The 14,754-nt window shown below is 42.3% G+C and carries 16 protein-coding genes and 1 tRNA gene; 13 read left to right on the top strand and 4 right to left on the bottom strand.

Going from position 1 to position 14,754, the window contains the following annotated elements; genetic code table 11:
- Positions 1-49: 49 nt before the first annotated feature.
- The 3 genes from TY03_RS13350 to glsA all read left to right on the top strand — a co-directional run bounded on the left by TY03_RS13350 (position 50) and on the right by glsA (position 3,656).
- The gene (locus tag TY03_RS13350; RefSeq protein WP_042370824.1) at positions 50-1,033 is read left to right on the top strand and encodes an ROK family protein; all 984 of its coding nucleotides are present in this window, start codon (positions 50-52) and stop codon (positions 1,031-1,033) included.
- Positions 1,034-1,272: 239 nt separating this feature from the next.
- Positions 1,273-2,718, top strand: a complete 1,446-nt coding sequence (locus TY03_RS13345; protein WP_042371367.1) for a glutamate decarboxylase — start codon at positions 1,273-1,275, stop codon at positions 2,716-2,718.
- Positions 2,715-3,656, top strand: a complete 942-nt coding sequence (glsA, locus tag TY03_RS13340) for a glutaminase A (protein ID WP_042370823.1) — start codon at positions 2,715-2,717, stop codon at positions 3,654-3,656. Before TY03_RS13345 ends, glsA begins: the two co-directional genes overlap by 4 nt.
- A gap of 89 nt (positions 3,657-3,745) precedes the next feature.
- Here the strand turns inward: glsA and TY03_RS13335 are convergent, their stop codons facing one another.
- Positions 3,746-4,504: a potassium channel family protein gene (locus TY03_RS13335; protein ID WP_042370822.1), complete on the bottom strand. Its 759-nt coding sequence runs from the start codon at positions 4,502-4,504 to the stop codon at positions 3,746-3,748.
- Between the two features lie 193 nt (positions 4,505-4,697).
- On the opposite strand from TY03_RS13335, the gene gadC reads away from it, so the two are divergent.
- The 6 genes from gadC (at position 4,698) to TY03_RS13305 (ending at position 10,882) form a co-directional block, all read left to right on the top strand.
- Positions 4,698-6,266 carry a putative glutamine/gamma-aminobutyrate antiporter GadC gene (gene gadC / locus TY03_RS13330; RefSeq protein ID WP_042370821.1) on the top strand — a complete coding sequence of 523 codons (1,569 nt, stop codon included), beginning with the start codon at positions 4,698-4,700 and terminating at the stop codon, positions 6,264-6,266.
- A gap of 145 nt (positions 6,267-6,411) precedes the next feature.
- Positions 6,412-6,484 (top strand) — tRNA-Phe (locus tag TY03_RS13325).
- A gap of 237 nt (positions 6,485-6,721) precedes the next feature.
- Positions 6,722-7,711 (top strand): site-specific integrase, encoded by a 990-nt coding sequence (locus TY03_RS13320; protein ID WP_042370820.1) that lies wholly within the window; start codon positions 6,722-6,724, stop codon positions 7,709-7,711.
- Positions 7,712-7,997: 286 nt separating this feature from the next.
- Complete coding sequence (locus TY03_RS13315) at positions 7,998-9,224, top strand: site-specific integrase (protein ID WP_042370819.1); 1,227 nt, start codon at positions 7,998-8,000, stop codon at positions 9,222-9,224.
- 1 nt (position 9,225) lies between these two features.
- Complete coding sequence (locus tag TY03_RS13310; RefSeq protein ID WP_042370818.1) at positions 9,226-10,545, top strand: site-specific integrase; 1,320 nt, start codon at positions 9,226-9,228, stop codon at positions 10,543-10,545.
- Positions 10,514-10,882: a hypothetical protein gene (locus tag TY03_RS13305; protein WP_042370816.1), complete on the top strand. Its 369-nt coding sequence runs from the start codon at positions 10,514-10,516 to the stop codon at positions 10,880-10,882. The genes TY03_RS13310 and TY03_RS13305 overlap by 32 nt, the downstream gene beginning before the upstream one ends.
- 263 nt (positions 10,883-11,145) lie before the next feature.
- On the opposite strand, the gene TY03_RS13300 is transcribed toward TY03_RS13305, so the two are convergent.
- From TY03_RS13300 to TY03_RS22470, 3 genes are all read right to left on the bottom strand, one after another.
- A complete protein-coding gene (locus tag TY03_RS13300) occupies positions 11,146-11,445 on the bottom strand; it encodes a helix-turn-helix domain-containing protein (protein ID WP_042370814.1) in 300 nt (99 codons plus the stop codon).
- Positions 11,446-11,447: 2 nt separating this feature from the next.
- Entirely contained in the window at positions 11,448-11,720 is a 273-nt protein-coding gene (locus TY03_RS13295) for a helix-turn-helix domain-containing protein (RefSeq protein ID WP_038653317.1), read from the bottom strand.
- A 193-nt stretch (positions 11,721-11,913) separates the two neighbouring features.
- The gene (locus tag TY03_RS22470) at positions 11,914-12,063 is read right to left on the bottom strand and encodes a hypothetical protein (protein ID WP_154663598.1); all 150 of its coding nucleotides are present in this window, start codon (positions 12,061-12,063) and stop codon (positions 11,914-11,916) included.
- A gap of 132 nt (positions 12,064-12,195) precedes the next feature.
- On the opposite strand from TY03_RS22470, the gene TY03_RS13290 reads away from it, so the two are divergent.
- The 4 genes from TY03_RS13290 to TY03_RS13275 all read left to right on the top strand — a co-directional run bounded on the left by TY03_RS13290 (position 12,196) and on the right by TY03_RS13275 (position 14,753).
- Positions 12,196-12,573 (top strand): DUF3408 domain-containing protein, encoded by a 378-nt coding sequence (locus TY03_RS13290; RefSeq protein ID WP_074434178.1) that lies wholly within the window; start codon positions 12,196-12,198, stop codon positions 12,571-12,573.
- A gap of 174 nt (positions 12,574-12,747) precedes the next feature.
- On the top strand, positions 12,748-13,200 hold the full coding sequence (mobA, locus tag TY03_RS13285) for a conjugal transfer protein MobA (protein ID WP_042371362.1): 453 nt from the start codon (positions 12,748-12,750) through the stop codon (positions 13,198-13,200).
- On the top strand, positions 13,155-14,441 hold the full coding sequence (gene mobB / locus TY03_RS13280; RefSeq protein WP_042370811.1) for a conjugal transfer protein MobB: 1,287 nt from the start codon (positions 13,155-13,157) through the stop codon (positions 14,439-14,441). The genes mobA and mobB overlap by 46 nt, the downstream gene beginning before the upstream one ends.
- 111 nt (positions 14,442-14,552) lie before the next feature.
- Entirely contained in the window at positions 14,553-14,753 is a 201-nt protein-coding gene (locus TY03_RS13275) for a helix-turn-helix transcriptional regulator (RefSeq protein WP_042370809.1), read from the top strand.
- Position 14,754: the final 1 nt, after the last annotated feature.

Raw genomic sequence — 14,754 nt, 5'->3', positions numbered from 1 at the left:
ATTTGTGATCACAAAATGGATAAACTAACCCTTTAAATATAAAAATAACATGAATTCAAGCATGGAAAGACCCTATGTAGTAGGTATTGATATCGGTGGCACAAACACTGTCTTTGGTATTGTAGATGCACGTGGCACAATTATTGCCAGCGGCGCTGTAAAAACTCAGGTATACAGCACAGCAGATGAATACGTTGACGAAGTGTGCAAAAGTCTGCTTCCTCTCATCATAGCCAATGGCGGTGTAGAGAAGGTCAAAGGCATTGGTATTGGTGCTCCCAACGGTAACTATTACAGCGGCACCATCGAGTTCGCTCCCAACTTGCCTTGGAAAGGCATTATCCCATTGGCCGCCATGTTCGAAGAACGCTTGGGCATTCCTACTGCACTAACCAACGATGCAAATGCAGCTGCAGTTGGCGAAATGACTTACGGCGCTGCCCGTGGTATGAAAGAATTCATCATGATCACTCTCGGAACAGGTGTAGGTAGCGGTATCGTTATCAACGGTCAGGTAGTATATGGTCACGATGGTTTTGCCGGTGAGTTAGGCCACGTCATTGTACGTCGCGATAACGGACGTCTGTGCGGTTGCGGCCGTCATGGCTGTTTGGAAACTTATTGTTCGGCTACCGGCGTAGCTCGCACTGCCCGTGAGATTTTGGCTGCGCGCACCGATGCCAGCTTATTACGCAACATTCCGGCCGAAAGCATTACATCTAAAGATGTATACGACGCAGCAGTTCAAGGAGATAAGATTGCACAAGAGATTTTCGACTTCACCGGTACCATACTAGGTCAGGCGTTGGCAGACTTCATTGCTTTCTCTAGCCCTGAAGCTATCGTATTGTTCGGTGGTCTTGCAAAATCGGGTGATTACATTTTGAAGCCTATTCAAAAAGCAATCAACGATAACATTTTGAAAATTTATCAAGGAAAAACAAAGTTATTGGTTTCAGAACTTAAAGACTCGGATGCTGCCGTACTGGGTGCCAGTGCATTGGCTTGGGAATTAAAAGATTTGAAAGATTAATATACTCTCTACCGTCTATAAAAAAGATGTAATGGCTTTTCTTAAGCTATTGCATCTTTTTTTTATACCCATACCCGAATCAGAATAGCAGATGATATTCTGCATTTCTTTCCAAAGCCCTAATAAACGCCAAATAATGTAAAAACAGGAAACTTTCATCGTTGGCATCTGTTCGTTAGTACACATTCGACCCAAGCCGAATGATCGACCTATTCATTAACTATATAAAACAGAAAAAGATGAAAGATTCAGACTTTAGAAAAGGAGATGCCAAAACAGCCATTTATGGCTCAGAAGAAATGTTGCAACCTTCGCCTGTTGATCGCATACCCGACGGACCAACTACAGCAGAAATTGCTTATCAGATGGTAAAAGACGAAACGTATGCACAAACACAGCCTAAGCTGAACTTAGCAACGTTTGTAACGACCTATATGGACGATTATGCTACCAAGCTAATGAACGAAGCCATTAACATCAACTACATTGACGAGACCGAATACCCACGCATTGCACTGATGAATGCCAAATGCCTCAACATTATGGCCAATCTGTGGAATACGCCCGAAAAAGATAAATGGAAAACAGGTGCACTCGCCATTGGTTCGTCAGAAGCTTGTATGCTGGGCGGCGTAGCCGCTTGGTTGCGCTGGCGTAAAAAACGTCAAGCTCAAGGCAAACCGGTAGACAAACCCAACTTTGTGATATCGAGCGGTATGCAAGTGGTATGGGAGAAGTTCGGCCAACTGTGGCAGATCGAAATGCGCGAAGTGCCATTGACACTCGAAAAAACCGTATTGGATCCTCAAGAAGCTCTGAAGCTTTGCGATGAAAACACCATTTGCATCGTTCCTATCCAAGGCGTTACATGGACCGGTTTGAATGACGACGTAGAAGCACTCGACGCAGCTCTTGATGTATACAACGCTAAAACCGGATACGATATTCCAATTCATGTCGATGCAGCTAGTGGCGGATTCATTCTTCCGTTCCTCTATCCCGAAAAGAAATGGGATTTCCGCTTGAAATGGGTACTTTCGATCAGTGTTTCCGGACATAAATTCGGTTTGGTATATCCGGGTTTGGGTTGGGTTGTATGGAAAGGCAAAGAGTACCTACCCGAAGAGATGTCTTTCAGCGTGAATTATCTGGGTGCAAACATTACACAAGTCGGTTTGAACTTCTCACGTCCGGCTGCTCAGATTCTAGGACAATATTATCAATTCATCCGTTTAGGTTTCCAAGGCTACAAAGAGATTCAGCATAACTCGATGGAGATCACCAAATATATCCACAAAGAGATTGCCAAACTGGCTCCTTTTGTGAACTATAGCGAAGAGGTGGTGAATCCGCTTTTCATCTGGTACATGAAACCCGAATACGCGAAACATGCCAAATGGACCCTATACGACTTGCAGGACAAACTCGCACAAAGCGGCTGGATGGTTCCGGCTTACACCTTGCCCGAAAGTTTGGAAAACTATGTTGTCATGCGCGTCGTAGTACGTCAAGGATTCAGTCGCGATATGGCCGATATGCTATTGGGCGATATCAAAAATGCGATCATTGCATTGGAAAAACTGGAATATCCAACCACCACACGCATTGCCATGGAAAAGAATATTCCTATTGAGCCTACCATGTTTAACCACGGCGGTCGGAGCCACAAAACTAAAAAGTCATGAACAAAGAGCTATCTTTAGCACAGATAAAAGAAGCTGTTGATGAGGCTTACAAAGAATTCAAAGGAAATACCGACGGGAAAAACGCCGACTACATTCCTTACCTCGCCAATATCGACAGCCATCTGTTTGGAATCGCCGTTTGCCTCCCTTCGGGCGAAGTGGTAGAGGCAGGTGATACCAATTATCGTTTTGGTATCGAATCGGTATCAAAGGTGCATACGGCTATCCTTGCATTGCGTCAATATGGAGCAGACAAGGTACTCGAAATGATTGGTGCAGATGCAACAGGATTGCCCTTTAATTCGATTATTGCGATTCTTTTGGAAAACGATCACCCCTCTACCCCATTGGTCAATGCAGGTGCCATTGCCGCCTGTTCGATGGTGCAACCCGTGGGCGATCCGGTTTTGAAATGGAAAGCCATTGTTGACAACATTACCGAACTTTGCGGATCGGCTCCGCAGCTAATCGATGAGTTGTACAAATCCGAATCGGATACCAATTTCAACAACCGCTCTATCGCTTGGTTGCTGAAGAACTTCAACCGTATTTACGATGAACCGAATCTGGCTCTCGACCTCTATACGCGTCAATGTTCGCTCGGCGTAACGGCTAAACAGCTGGCCATCTCTGCAGCAACCATTGCTTGTGGAGGAACCAATCCGGTGACAAAGAAGTATGTTTTCCCCAGCGAGATCTCGCCACGTATCACCTCTATGATCGCTGCCGTAGGTTTCTACGAACATACAGGCGACTGGATGTATACCTCAGGCATTCCTGCCAAAACAGGCGTGGGTGGCGGCGTAATGGGTGTTATGCCGGGCAAGTTCGGTATTGCTGCATTCGCTCCCCCTATCGATGAGGCCGGAAACTCAGTGAAGGCGCAACTCGCCATAAAATTTATCATGAATAAGTTACAGCAGAATATCTTCGGATAAACTAAACGTAACCAGATGCTTTGGGTCGGATGGTCGGAACCTTTGGGGTAGATCATCCGACCCTTTTCTTGGTATCATCCGACCCTTTCTTACTTTGCCTGCGCCGCATCCGGCTCTTTATCTGTACCCGCAGCAGCAGCCTGTTGCTGATAATAAGCCTCCTTCTCCTGATTCTTCTTTGTCACAATACTGGTTACATAAACCGTAAAGATAGGGAACATCATCATGCCCAAAGCTGCCAGAACGACAGAAAGCACACGCCCCGTTACGGTAATAGCCACAATATTGGAGCCTACCGTAGTAACATCCATGAATGCCCACCAAAGTGCATCGCCATAATCGGTTACTAAAGGATTCACCTTATGCTCCATCACATAAAAAGCAAGACTGGCAAAATAGACCGTGGCCAGCAGCATGGTTAAGTAGGAGACCAAAAGGCTGGACGCACGATTGTACGTAAGCCAACCTACCACAATCGCCAAAGCATATCCACCTCTTACTAACGGTATGAAACGAATAAAATAAGTGAGCTCTTCCGAGAACGTGAGTTGGTAGTAATTAATAATACTTTGATAAGGGATTGCTATAAGAAAAAAGATAAAGTGCGTACGCAAATAGTGTAGCTTGCGGTGAGCTAGAAAAAACTCGAGCACAAAGTCGAACAGAAACCACAGACAGATCCAAAACTGCACTTTCATATATGATGATTGTGTGTAGAAAGGGGTTCCTTTAAAAGTATCGATCGATATACTAATAATGAGAAATAATGACAAGGCCAATATAATAAGATGAAGAAATCCATAGATTCCTTTCTTGGGTAAGGCGAAGTCGGTTAGGGCAGTTTTCATAAAAAGACTGTTTTAATGAATAAAAAGCCCTCGTAAGGGCGATAGAATTATAGAAGAAACAACTTGGGAATTGGTTTGTTTACTGTATCCATTTGTTAATTATCGTAGTTTAATGGGTACGTCTCAAAACATCTATATGATGATGTTGTTATACATCTGATTAAAATATTATTTTCACTTAACACCTTAACTTATGGCAAATATGAAACAAGCAGTGAAACTAGGCGTCTTTACCCTGGCAATCATGAATGTAACGGCAGTAGTATCTCTACGTGGCTTACCTGCTGAGGCCGTTTATGGACTAAGTTCGGCTTTTTATTATCTTTTTGCAGCCATTGTATTTTTGATTCCCACCTCATTGGTAGCCGCAGAATTGGCTGCCATGTTTCAGGACAAACAGGGAGGAGTATTTCGCTGGGTAGGCGAAGCGTATGGTAAGCGTACCGGCTTTTTGGCCATCTGGCTACAATGGATTGAGAGTACCATCTGGTATCCTACGGTTTTAACTTTTGGTGCTGTTTCGATTGCTTTCATCGGTATGAACGATAAAAGCGACATGGCAGTGGCTAGCAACAAGTACTATACCTTGGCTGTAGTGCTTATCATTTATTGGTTAGCCACGTTTATCTCTCTCAAAGGTTTGGGATGGGTAGGCAAAGTAGCCAAAGTAGGCGGTCTGGTGGGTACAATCATTCCGGCAGCATTGCTTATTATTTTAGCTGCCTTTTATCTGATGAATGGCGGACAATCAAACATGAGTTTCGATGGTAACTTCATCCCCGATTTCACGAACTTCAACAACCTTGTATTGGCCTCGGGCATCTTCTTATTTTATGCCGGTATGGAAATGGGTGGTATCCACGTAAAAGATATGGAAAATCCATCTAAAAACTATCCGAAAGCTATTTTCATCGGTGCCCTTATTACGGTAATTATCTTTGTATTGGGAACATTCTCATTGGGTATTATTATCCCCGAAAAGGATATTAACCTTACACAAAGCTTGCTTGTTGGTTTTGACAATTACTTCAAGTACATTCATGCTTCTTGGTTATCGCCTATTATTGCCATTGCTTTGGCATTTGGTGTACTAGCCGGTGTACTTACTTGGGTAGCCGGTCCTTCCAAAGGTATCTACACGGTGGGTAAAGCCGGATATTTGCCTCCATTCTTCCAGAAAGCCAATAAGATCGGTGTACAAAAGAATATCCTTTATATACAAGGTGCTGCTGTTACCGTATTGAGCCTTTTGTTTGTGGTTATGCCATCGGTACAGAGCTTCTATCAAATTCTGTCTCAACTTACCGTAGTGCTTTATCTGATCATGTATATGCTCATGTTCTCGGGTGCCATCGTACTGCGTTACCGAATGAAGAAAGAGGGACGCCCATTCCGTATTGGCAAGAAGAACAATGGTTTAATGTGGATTGTAGGCGGACTCGGATTTTTGGGTTCACTGCTGGCCTTCGTATTAAGTTTCATTCCTCCAAGCCAAATTTCGACAGGTAGCAATACCGTATGGTATGCCGTTCTATTTATCGGTACATTAGTGGTAGTAATCATACCATTTATTATCTATGCCGCTAAAAAACCGTCTTGGGTCGATCCTAATACAGAATTTGAGCCTTTCCACTGGGAAGAACAAGCTGTTCCGACAGCAACTACCAAGGTTGCTGCAACTGCGACTACCAGTACTGCTTCAGCAACAACTACAACAGCTACTGCCACAGAAGCTGATGATAAAAATACACCCAAACCTTAACTTTCGTTTTTTGTAAATCATAACCCCATCTTGGCTCTAAGAGAACAAGATGGGGTTATTTATGATTATTATCTACATTTTTTCAACAAAGTTGTTGCAGTATTAAAAAATATAACTATCTTTGCACCCGAAATCAAAAAAAGAAGGTGCCATAGCTCAGTTGGTAGAGCAAAGGACTGAAAATCCTTGTGTCCCCGGTTCGATTCCTGGTGGCACCACTTTTAAAATACTGCAAATTCGGTAAATCCCTGAAAACTAAACGTTTCAGGGATTTTCTTTTTCCCCTAATCCGCATATTTCGAGCAAAATAACGCACTTCCGTAGTGCTAAATCGTGGACAATTTTAGTCTCGAAAAAAGTGTCCACGAATTGCACCGTAAGTCACTGATTGTCTGATCGTTTAATTCGTGCTATTCTGCACGATTCAGTAACTTTAAACCATTAATTTTTAGAGTATGAAACGACAGACTTTCAACGTACTGTTCTTCATCCGCAAAACAAGGACAGTAAAATCGGGTGAGACACCCATCATGTTGCGGATAACAATTCAGGGTCAATTAGCTGAGATACAACTAAAAAGAACCGTTAATCCCGAACATTGGTCGCAAGCTAAAGAGCGGTGTACAGGCAAAGACGCTAAATCAGTAGAGGCAAACCGCTATCTTGAATCGGTAAAATTACGCCTATACGACATTCATCGAACTTTAGAGGATGAAAACAAACTGATCAACCCGATGGAGGTCAAAAGACGTTTTCTCGGACTAGATGAAAAGCACCTGATGTTCTTTGAAATTTTTCAGGAACATAACGACAAGTGCCGTGAATTGATTGGTAAGGATTACGCCAAAGTAACTATATCCCGATTTGATACCTGTTTAAGATATTTCAAAGAGATGGCTTTGAAAAAGTACCATCTAAAGGATATTTCCATAAAAGAAATAAGCCATGCCATCATTCAGGACTATATTCACTTCTTGAAAGCAAAGAAGGATTTGCAGGAAAATACGGTAATCCGCTATATGAAAGTAGTGAAGAAAATCACCAACATGGCATTAGCTAATGACTGGATGGAGAAAGACCCATTTATCAACATCCGTTTTCATGAGCAGGAAGTACACAAGGAGTTCCTGACCAAAGAGGAATTAGAGATCATGCAAAACAAAGTGTTTGATATTCCCCGATTGGATTTAGTACGTGATATTTTCCTATTCCAATGCTGGACAGGTTTAGCTTTCATTGATGTTTCGGAATTGAGATCCGAACATATTGTACCTGACAATCTGGGAAACTTGTGGATAAGAAAAGCCAGACAGAAAACGAAAGTCATGTGCAATATTCCTCTTTTGGATATTCCTTTAAAGATATTGGAGAAATACAAAGGGCATCCACTGGCGAAAAAGAAAGATACATTATTGCCCGTGCCATGCAACCAGATAACAACCTAAAAATGCAATAGAGTGATAAATGAAGTAAATCGCTGATATTGTGTGCTGTATGTAGCAAACTGCAATAGATTGCTAAGTGGTAAAAATGCAGTTTTTAGTGGTTTTACGAAGTAGTTACGTTACGATTGCGTTAGCAGTTTATCTAAATGCAAGATGACGCAATTTGCAGAGACTAACTATTTGATATTAAGATTACTATTCGCTATTTTGCGTATGTATTGATGGCGTTCCGTTGCTCGTGATAAAGTAATTTTGTGACGTAAAAATCACAGTAAAATTTATTATTATGGGTAACGAACTAAAAGTAAGCTTCTATCTCCGGCACAAAGAGATAAGAAAGGATGGAACCGTTCCAATTATGGGGCGCATTACCATCGGCAAGCAGATGGCACAATTTAGTGCCAAATTAAGTGTTGCTATATCCCTATGGGATATTAAAGCAGCCAGAGCATTAGGCAAAAGCAAGGTCGCCACTGACCTAAACCGTGCCTTAGGCAAGATTGCAGTATCTATTCACACAAGTTACGAGGAGCTAATCGAGCGAAAAGGTACAACCACCCCGAAAGAAGTTGCAGTAGCCTTTCAAGGTATGGCATCGGGACAAGAGTCCCTGCTCGGCTATTGTGATAAATTCCACAAAATGATGCTTCAACGTGTTGGCATCAACCTGAAAGCAAAGAGTTGCGATCAATATCGTATAGCTTTCAATTATCTAAGGGAGTTCATAAAAGCAAAATACAACCTCAAAGAGATCTCATTTGGTGCGCTGGATTACTCCTTCATCGAAAAATTTGACCATTATCTGCGGATAGAACGAAAATTCAAAGCGAATAGCGTTGTCGGTATAATCGGCAAAATTAAGCTGATGGTTAAATCTGCAATTACCGATGATGTCATTGTGTTTGATCCATTTATATCATTCCGCAGTGAAGGCGAAGAGTCAAAGCCTAAGACCTTGACACGTCAGGAGCTTGAGCAGATTATGACTACCCCTCTCGATATTCCAAGCAGGTATTTGGTGAGAGACCTATTTCTATTTTCAGCCTTTACAGGTATCTCATTTAGTGATCTTCGCAATCTGAAATATAGCGACCTCGCAACAAATGATGATGGTACGGTATGGATTCACTCTAAACGTATTAAAACAGGAGTCGAATTTCACGTCCCTCTATTAGACCTGCCTATCAAATTGATTGACAAGTATAGGGGCTCAACCGATGGCGAACACGTATTCAGAATGTTGAGTAATGTAAAAACCAATCTACACCTAAAAAAGATAGCACAAATGTGCGGTGTAGATAAGTGCTTGTGCTTTCACGCAGCCCGGCACTGCTACGCCAGTGTCATTACGCTCTCCCAAGGTATCCCGATGGAAACAGTCAGTCGGATGCTGGGGCACAGCACGATAAAATCTACTCGCATCTATGCTCAAATATCTTATGAGAAAGTGGATAGCGATATGAGACGGCTTGCAAAAAGCATCAAAGGGAAATACCATTTAGCAAACTTATAAGATGGAAAAGGTAAAGTATAACACCTTTGCGGTGATGTTTTACATCAACAAAGGGCGAGTCAAGAAAAACGGTACGACCACCGTTATGGGGCGTATATCGGTTAGTGGTGAGATGGTTCAATTCTCAACACAGATGGATGTAGATCCTACACTTTGGGATGCTAAAAGGTATCGACTGAAAGGGCGAGAGCGTGAGTCCACTGAAATCAACAACAAATTACAGGAACTAACAGATGCTATTACCGGCTATCATAAGGATTTTATTAAGCAGCAGGGGTATGTAACAGCTGAGCTTCTGAAAAATAGAGTTTGCAACATCGGACAGAAAACCGGGATGTTGCTCGAACTCTTTCGGGAGCATAACGAGCAATACAAGCAGATGGTTGGGGTTAATAGAGAGGAGAAAAGCTTTCTGATGTACCACTATGCGATCAACTACGTTGCCGATTTTATAAAATCTCAATATGGCGTAGAAGATATAGAGCTAATCAAATTGAATCTTAGGTTCTTAGAAGATATGATGCTCTTTCTAAGAGGAGAAAAGGGATTGTCTGTAAATACAGCCAATGGGGTTGCCATTTCACTCAAGCGAGTTATCAAATGTGCAATAAACCAAGGAACGCTACGCAAAGATCCATTTGTGGGATATAAGTTTGATGTAGTACCACCGGAATGTCGCCATCAAATAGAAGAGGATTTGCACAAGCTGATGACAACAGAGATTAAATCGAAAGCCCTCTGTTTTAGTCGTGATATGTTTATATTTTCCACATTTACAGGCACTTCATTTTCGGATGTTGTAAAACTGACGGATAAAAATATCGGCATTAACGACAAAGGGGATAAACACCTCACCTTCAAACGGCAAAAGACGGGTACGGAATGTTATGTTCCCCTGCTTGATATTCCGTTGAAAATCATTGAGAAATATCGGAGCGAGCGTAAAAGCGAGAGGCTCTTTAATATGACTACGTGGTCTACGATGTACGAGAATCTGGGTAAGATGCAAAAGCTATGCTCACTAAAAGAGCCCATCTCATACCACCAAAGTCGCCATAATTTCGGAACCCTAATCACTCTGCTTAACGATGTGCCTATTGAGACGGTAGCCAAGATGATGGGGCATAAAGATTTGAAAACTACCGAAATCTACGCACGTATGAGCAATAAAAAGGTGGGCGATGATATGAAGCGAATCGTCAAGAGCAGCAAAAGCAAATTCAAGCTCTTTGAAGACCGAGATATGCCCATCGTGGAGGAGTATAATTATTTTGAATTTAGAGACAGATATGAAAAGAGATATGGTAACGATCAGCGATAACGGCACAGTAAACGTGCCTGCAAATGTTCAGATGCGAGATTTTGAGATTGCCGAATTATTCGGGGTAATGGTGCCAACAATACGTTCCAATATACGTGCAATTCTCAAAACAGGTGTTGCAACGGCTAACATGACGGGTGGCGCAACGTTGGTTGGTTGCAACGTTTTACCGGATTATCACGGGCTGGATATGATTATGGCTCTCGCTTTTCGGATTCAATCACACAAAGCGGAACTATTTCGGCAGTGGATAATGTGTAAGATGATGCGGAGCAATATGCAACCAATATACATTGGAGTGAATGAGCTGAAAGCAAAAGATAATTTTTGTAATTAATCATATCAATCACCCTTACTGCTATGACAAAGGGAGTATTTCGCACGAAATAGCCAAGCCCAAGCCCTAAAGGGTTACTCCTTACAGTCGCAAGGCTTGTCTAATTCTTAGCTAAATACAATTAAAAGTCATAGCAGCAAGGGCGACCGATATGACGGATAAAACTTAAAACAAAAGCGATGAACGGTAGATTTTTCAATCTAGGTTCATCGCTTTTATTTGTTAATGTTGCAGCTTCAGACTCCCTCTAATCTGGATAAAACTTACTGCCACGACTTTAGGTAGTGCTTTTCGAGGAATTTTTGAATATCCGACTCTCGATAGAGGATTTTGCCCTTTTTCTCAAATTGGATATAATCAATCTTGCCACTACTTCGCCACTCTTGGGTGGTTCGGTCGCTGATTTTAAGCCTTTCTGTCAACTCAGCATCCGTAACGTAATGTTCGCCACCGAATCGTGGAGCGTGGCTCTTAGATAGCTTGTCCAACGCCTCCATCATACGGTCGATAGTGGAGAGAAACCTTGTTACTCTCTCACTCTGGTGTGTGATAATCTCCGACATAGTTACTCCGCTTTTTTAAGTAGTTTCATAACATCATCGGGACGATACATTATCACGTTGCCGATTTTCGAGAAGCCGATCTTACCGCTATCACGGTAATTCTGCAACTGCCGTTTCCTGATATTAAGCAGAAAACATACGTCGGTAGCATCCAGCCACTCCTTTACTCTTTTGTCGCCAGCATTGCTGCATAGCTGCTCTACCTTTTGGGCAAGAGCCTCAAAGCGTGCCATCATCAATTCAAAGGCACTCTCTTCAATATTTAAAATTGTCATTGTTTTAGTGATTTAATCGTTAATAATTCGAGTTAAACCACCACTAAAAAAATCCACAGTAAAACGACGCTCCTCAGCTTTTTGTTTCGCCTTATCCAAGGGCGAGCTTCAGGGCTTCAACGGCAAAAGTAATGAATCTTTTTTGATAATACCAAATCCGGCACGCCAATGGGTTCTTATTCACCAAATTGCACTACTTTGCTATCTTAACCAACTCTACTATCTGTATTTTCATTGGTCGCTCCACCAACTCCACGAATTTAATCTGCTGACTTGGTCCCTCCGCAATATAACGCAAACTAAACCGACTCGATGGAGGTAGCCAAGTGCATTTTACTGCCATATAGTGAAGAGTTATCCGATTCGTCTAAGTTGCTTGTATATTGAAAATTAACGCTATTACTTTGCTCTGAAAATCGTGTCGAGCGAGTGAACTCGGCACAGCAAAACAGTATTAATTTAACAACTGAAAATTATGTCAGACAATTTAGAAGAATTCATCACACAGGGGCAGATTGCAGGCTTGCCAAAAGAGAAAAATCATCCTTTTGCAAATGAGCGAACCGAGCAGAGTTCACCAGCTTTACCTATTCCACCAATCGAACCGACAAAACGTAGTTCACCCAAGCAGCGCAAGGCATCTATGGATGAGTATCAACAAACCTATCTCACAACGCCAAAGATAGTTGATCGGCAGACAATATTTATCAGCCGAACGCTACGAGATGAAGTTGATGTAGTCGTCAGACGGTTAGGTGATAGAAAACTGAGTGTATCGGGTTTTGTAGAAAACCTTGTCCGTGCACACCTAAGTGACTATGCCAGTGAACTCGAACAGTGGAAACGAATGTAGTAAATTAAATCATCGAAGATTGATAGGTTCGCCTTTCGGGGCGAACTCTATATCTTGATTAGAGATATAGGCGAGGTGTGTTTTCCGCAGCGGAAAACCTTTTGCGCAACACAAAAGCCTCGCCCCATAAATGGGGTAGATATACTCCGAAGTCGTATATCAATAGAAAACAATATGAATAGAATAAAGAATAAAATGGGTGGCAGACCACCAAAAATCGACCCTGCTAAGAATCGTGTTAGTGTCAATTTGAGTGATATTGAGTATGCAGATTTCCTCACGCTTTATGAGAAATCTGGGATACATAGTATGGCATCGTTCATCAAGGCACGGATATTTAACGAGACCTTTCGGGTGGTAAAAGTTGATGGATCGTTGCTTGAATATACGCAACTACTATCCTCTCTATACAATCAATTTCGAGCAATCGGAGTCAATTACAATCAAACTGTCGTAACTCTCAAGAGCAAATTTGAGGAGCGAAAAGCTCTGGCGATGCTCTATAAATTGGAGCAACAGACTGTAGAGTTGGTTGTCATTAGCCGACAAATTTCCGAATTATCACAAAAATTCAAAGAACTATGGTTGCAAAAATCAGCGTCAGCGGATCACTCGCAGGAGCGATAAATTACAATATGAACAAGTTCAAAGCCGATACAGCTCAGATACTTCTAACCAACAAAATGCTCTGTCCACAGCAAGGCGAGGAGTTCAAGGTGAGTGATATGATGAAGGATTTTGAGCTGTTTATGCCCCAAAGATACCGGACTGAAAACCCTGTTTTTCACGTATCGCTCAACCCTCACCCTGATGATAAACTCTCGGATATGGAGCTTTCGCTGGTAGCCGAGGAGTATATGAAGCGTATGGGATATGGTTCGCAACCATACGTTGTTTTCAAGCATCACGACATAAGTCGACATCATTTGCACGTCGTTTCTGTGCGTGTAAATGAGAAAGGAAAGAAGATAAACGACAAATTTGAGAGGCGAAGAAGCAAGGATATAACTCGTTCTTTGGAGCAAAAATATGGACTCCATACAGCCGAAAAGATGTCAAAAGAGAAAAAACCAGAGCTAAAAATGGTTGATGTGAGTCAAGGAAACGCCAAAGAACAGGTCGAAAATGTTGTCAGGGAGGTGATGAACAAATACCATTTTCTCACCTTTACGGAGTATAAAGCGGTGCTTACGAAGTTTAACATTGCAGCCGAAGAGGTGAAAGGTTCGCACTATGGCAGCCCATTTAGTGGTATTGTTTACTCGGCAACCGACAATGAAGACAACAAAGTTGGTAACCCATTTTCGTCAGCCACACTCGGCAAATTTGCCGGCAACGAAGCGTTAGAGAAAAAGTACCAAGCCTCAAAAGAGCACTTAGAAAAGAGCCGCCCGGCAGCTTCATTAAAGAGAGCCATCAATCAAGCATTCGCAGGAGCTACCAACAAGGAGCAGCTCCGTTACAACTTGTTCCAAAGTGGTATCGGTGTAGTCTATCGAGAGAACGCAGCAGGTCGCTTGTACGGTGTTACTTTCATTGACCACAACACAGGCGTAGTCCTCAATGGCTCACGTCTGGGCAAAGAGTACGCAGCAAACGCAATCGTTGATAGGCTTGAGAACCCTAAACAATATGAGCATCTAACCAACGTTGCACAATCGCAAGGCTCTGCCCCATTTGCCCCACAACAATCGCCACCTGCGCAACAAACCATTCACCACACAGAGCAACACCTCGAAAGCAGCAGTATTGGTGGCTCTATTGGTTCGCTCTTCGACATTCCGATATTGCCTAATGGCGACGACCCAGAAGAGGAGATGTTCCGACGAAGAATGCAAAAGAAAAAGAAGAAAGGCAGACGAATGTAACGCCCTAATTTCCGCCCCCAAAACAGGCTGTTAAATAATTGTTTAGAAAGTTGATACAAGCTACTGGAATTTTCAATATCTTTGTATTACATATCTATTAAAGGTGATATAATGGAAAATATAAATCGCATAAAAGTAGTGCTTGTAGAACAAGGGAAAACAGGTAAATGGCTGGCAGAACAGTTAGGCAAAGACCCTTCTACGGTCTCAAAATGGTGTACGAATGTTATTCAGCCATCAATTCCTACGCTTGAGAAAATAGCAAAACTTTTATCAGTTGATCGCAGAGAATTGCTGAATAAGAGCAGGTAAC

It is taken from the genome of Bacteroides neonati, from assembly GCF_000499785.1.
Classification (GTDB): domain Bacteria; phylum Bacteroidota; class Bacteroidia; order Bacteroidales; family Bacteroidaceae; genus Bacteroides; species Bacteroides neonati.
This window is presented reverse-complemented; position numbering and strand designations above follow the sequence as displayed.

What these genes read in the sequence shown, in the direction of transcription:
- TY03_RS13350 (WP_042370824.1), top strand. Translation starts at nt 50, where the DNA reads ATGAATTCAAGCATGGAAAGACCCTATGTAGTAGGTATTGATATCGGT.
- TY03_RS13345 (WP_042371367.1), top strand. Translation starts at nt 1,273, where the DNA reads ATGAAAGATTCAGACTTTAGAAAAGGAGATGCCAAAACAGCCATTTAT.
- glsA (WP_042370823.1), top strand. Translation starts at nt 2,715, where the DNA reads ATGAACAAAGAGCTATCTTTAGCACAGATAAAAGAAGCTGTTGATGAG.
- TY03_RS13335 (WP_042370822.1), bottom strand. Translation starts at nt 4,504, where the DNA reads ATGAAAACTGCCCTAACCGACTTCGCCTTACCCAAGAAAGGAATCTAT.
- gadC (WP_042370821.1), top strand. Translation starts at nt 4,698, where the DNA reads ATGGCAAATATGAAACAAGCAGTGAAACTAGGCGTCTTTACCCTGGCA.
- TY03_RS13320 (WP_042370820.1), top strand. Translation starts at nt 6,722, where the DNA reads ATGAAACGACAGACTTTCAACGTACTGTTCTTCATCCGCAAAACAAGG.
- TY03_RS13315 (WP_042370819.1), top strand. Translation starts at nt 7,998, where the DNA reads ATGGGTAACGAACTAAAAGTAAGCTTCTATCTCCGGCACAAAGAGATA.
- TY03_RS13310 (WP_042370818.1), top strand. Translation starts at nt 9,226, where the DNA reads ATGGAAAAGGTAAAGTATAACACCTTTGCGGTGATGTTTTACATCAAC.
- TY03_RS13305 (WP_042370816.1), top strand. Translation starts at nt 10,514, where the DNA reads ATGAAAAGAGATATGGTAACGATCAGCGATAACGGCACAGTAAACGTG.
- TY03_RS13300 (WP_042370814.1), bottom strand. Translation starts at nt 11,445, where the DNA reads ATGTCGGAGATTATCACACACCAGAGTGAGAGAGTAACAAGGTTTCTC.
- TY03_RS13295 (WP_038653317.1), bottom strand. Translation starts at nt 11,720, where the DNA reads ATGACAATTTTAAATATTGAAGAGAGTGCCTTTGAATTGATGATGGCA.
- TY03_RS22470 (WP_154663598.1), bottom strand. Translation starts at nt 12,063, where the DNA reads ATGGCAGTAAAATGCACTTGGCTACCTCCATCGAGTCGGTTTAGTTTG.
- TY03_RS13290 (WP_074434178.1), top strand. Translation starts at nt 12,196, where the DNA reads ATGTCAGACAATTTAGAAGAATTCATCACACAGGGGCAGATTGCAGGC.
- mobA (WP_042371362.1), top strand. Translation starts at nt 12,748, where the DNA reads ATGAATAGAATAAAGAATAAAATGGGTGGCAGACCACCAAAAATCGAC.
- mobB (WP_042370811.1), top strand. Translation starts at nt 13,155, where the DNA reads ATGGTTGCAAAAATCAGCGTCAGCGGATCACTCGCAGGAGCGATAAAT.
- TY03_RS13275 (WP_042370809.1), top strand. Translation starts at nt 14,553, where the DNA reads ATGGAAAATATAAATCGCATAAAAGTAGTGCTTGTAGAACAAGGGAAA.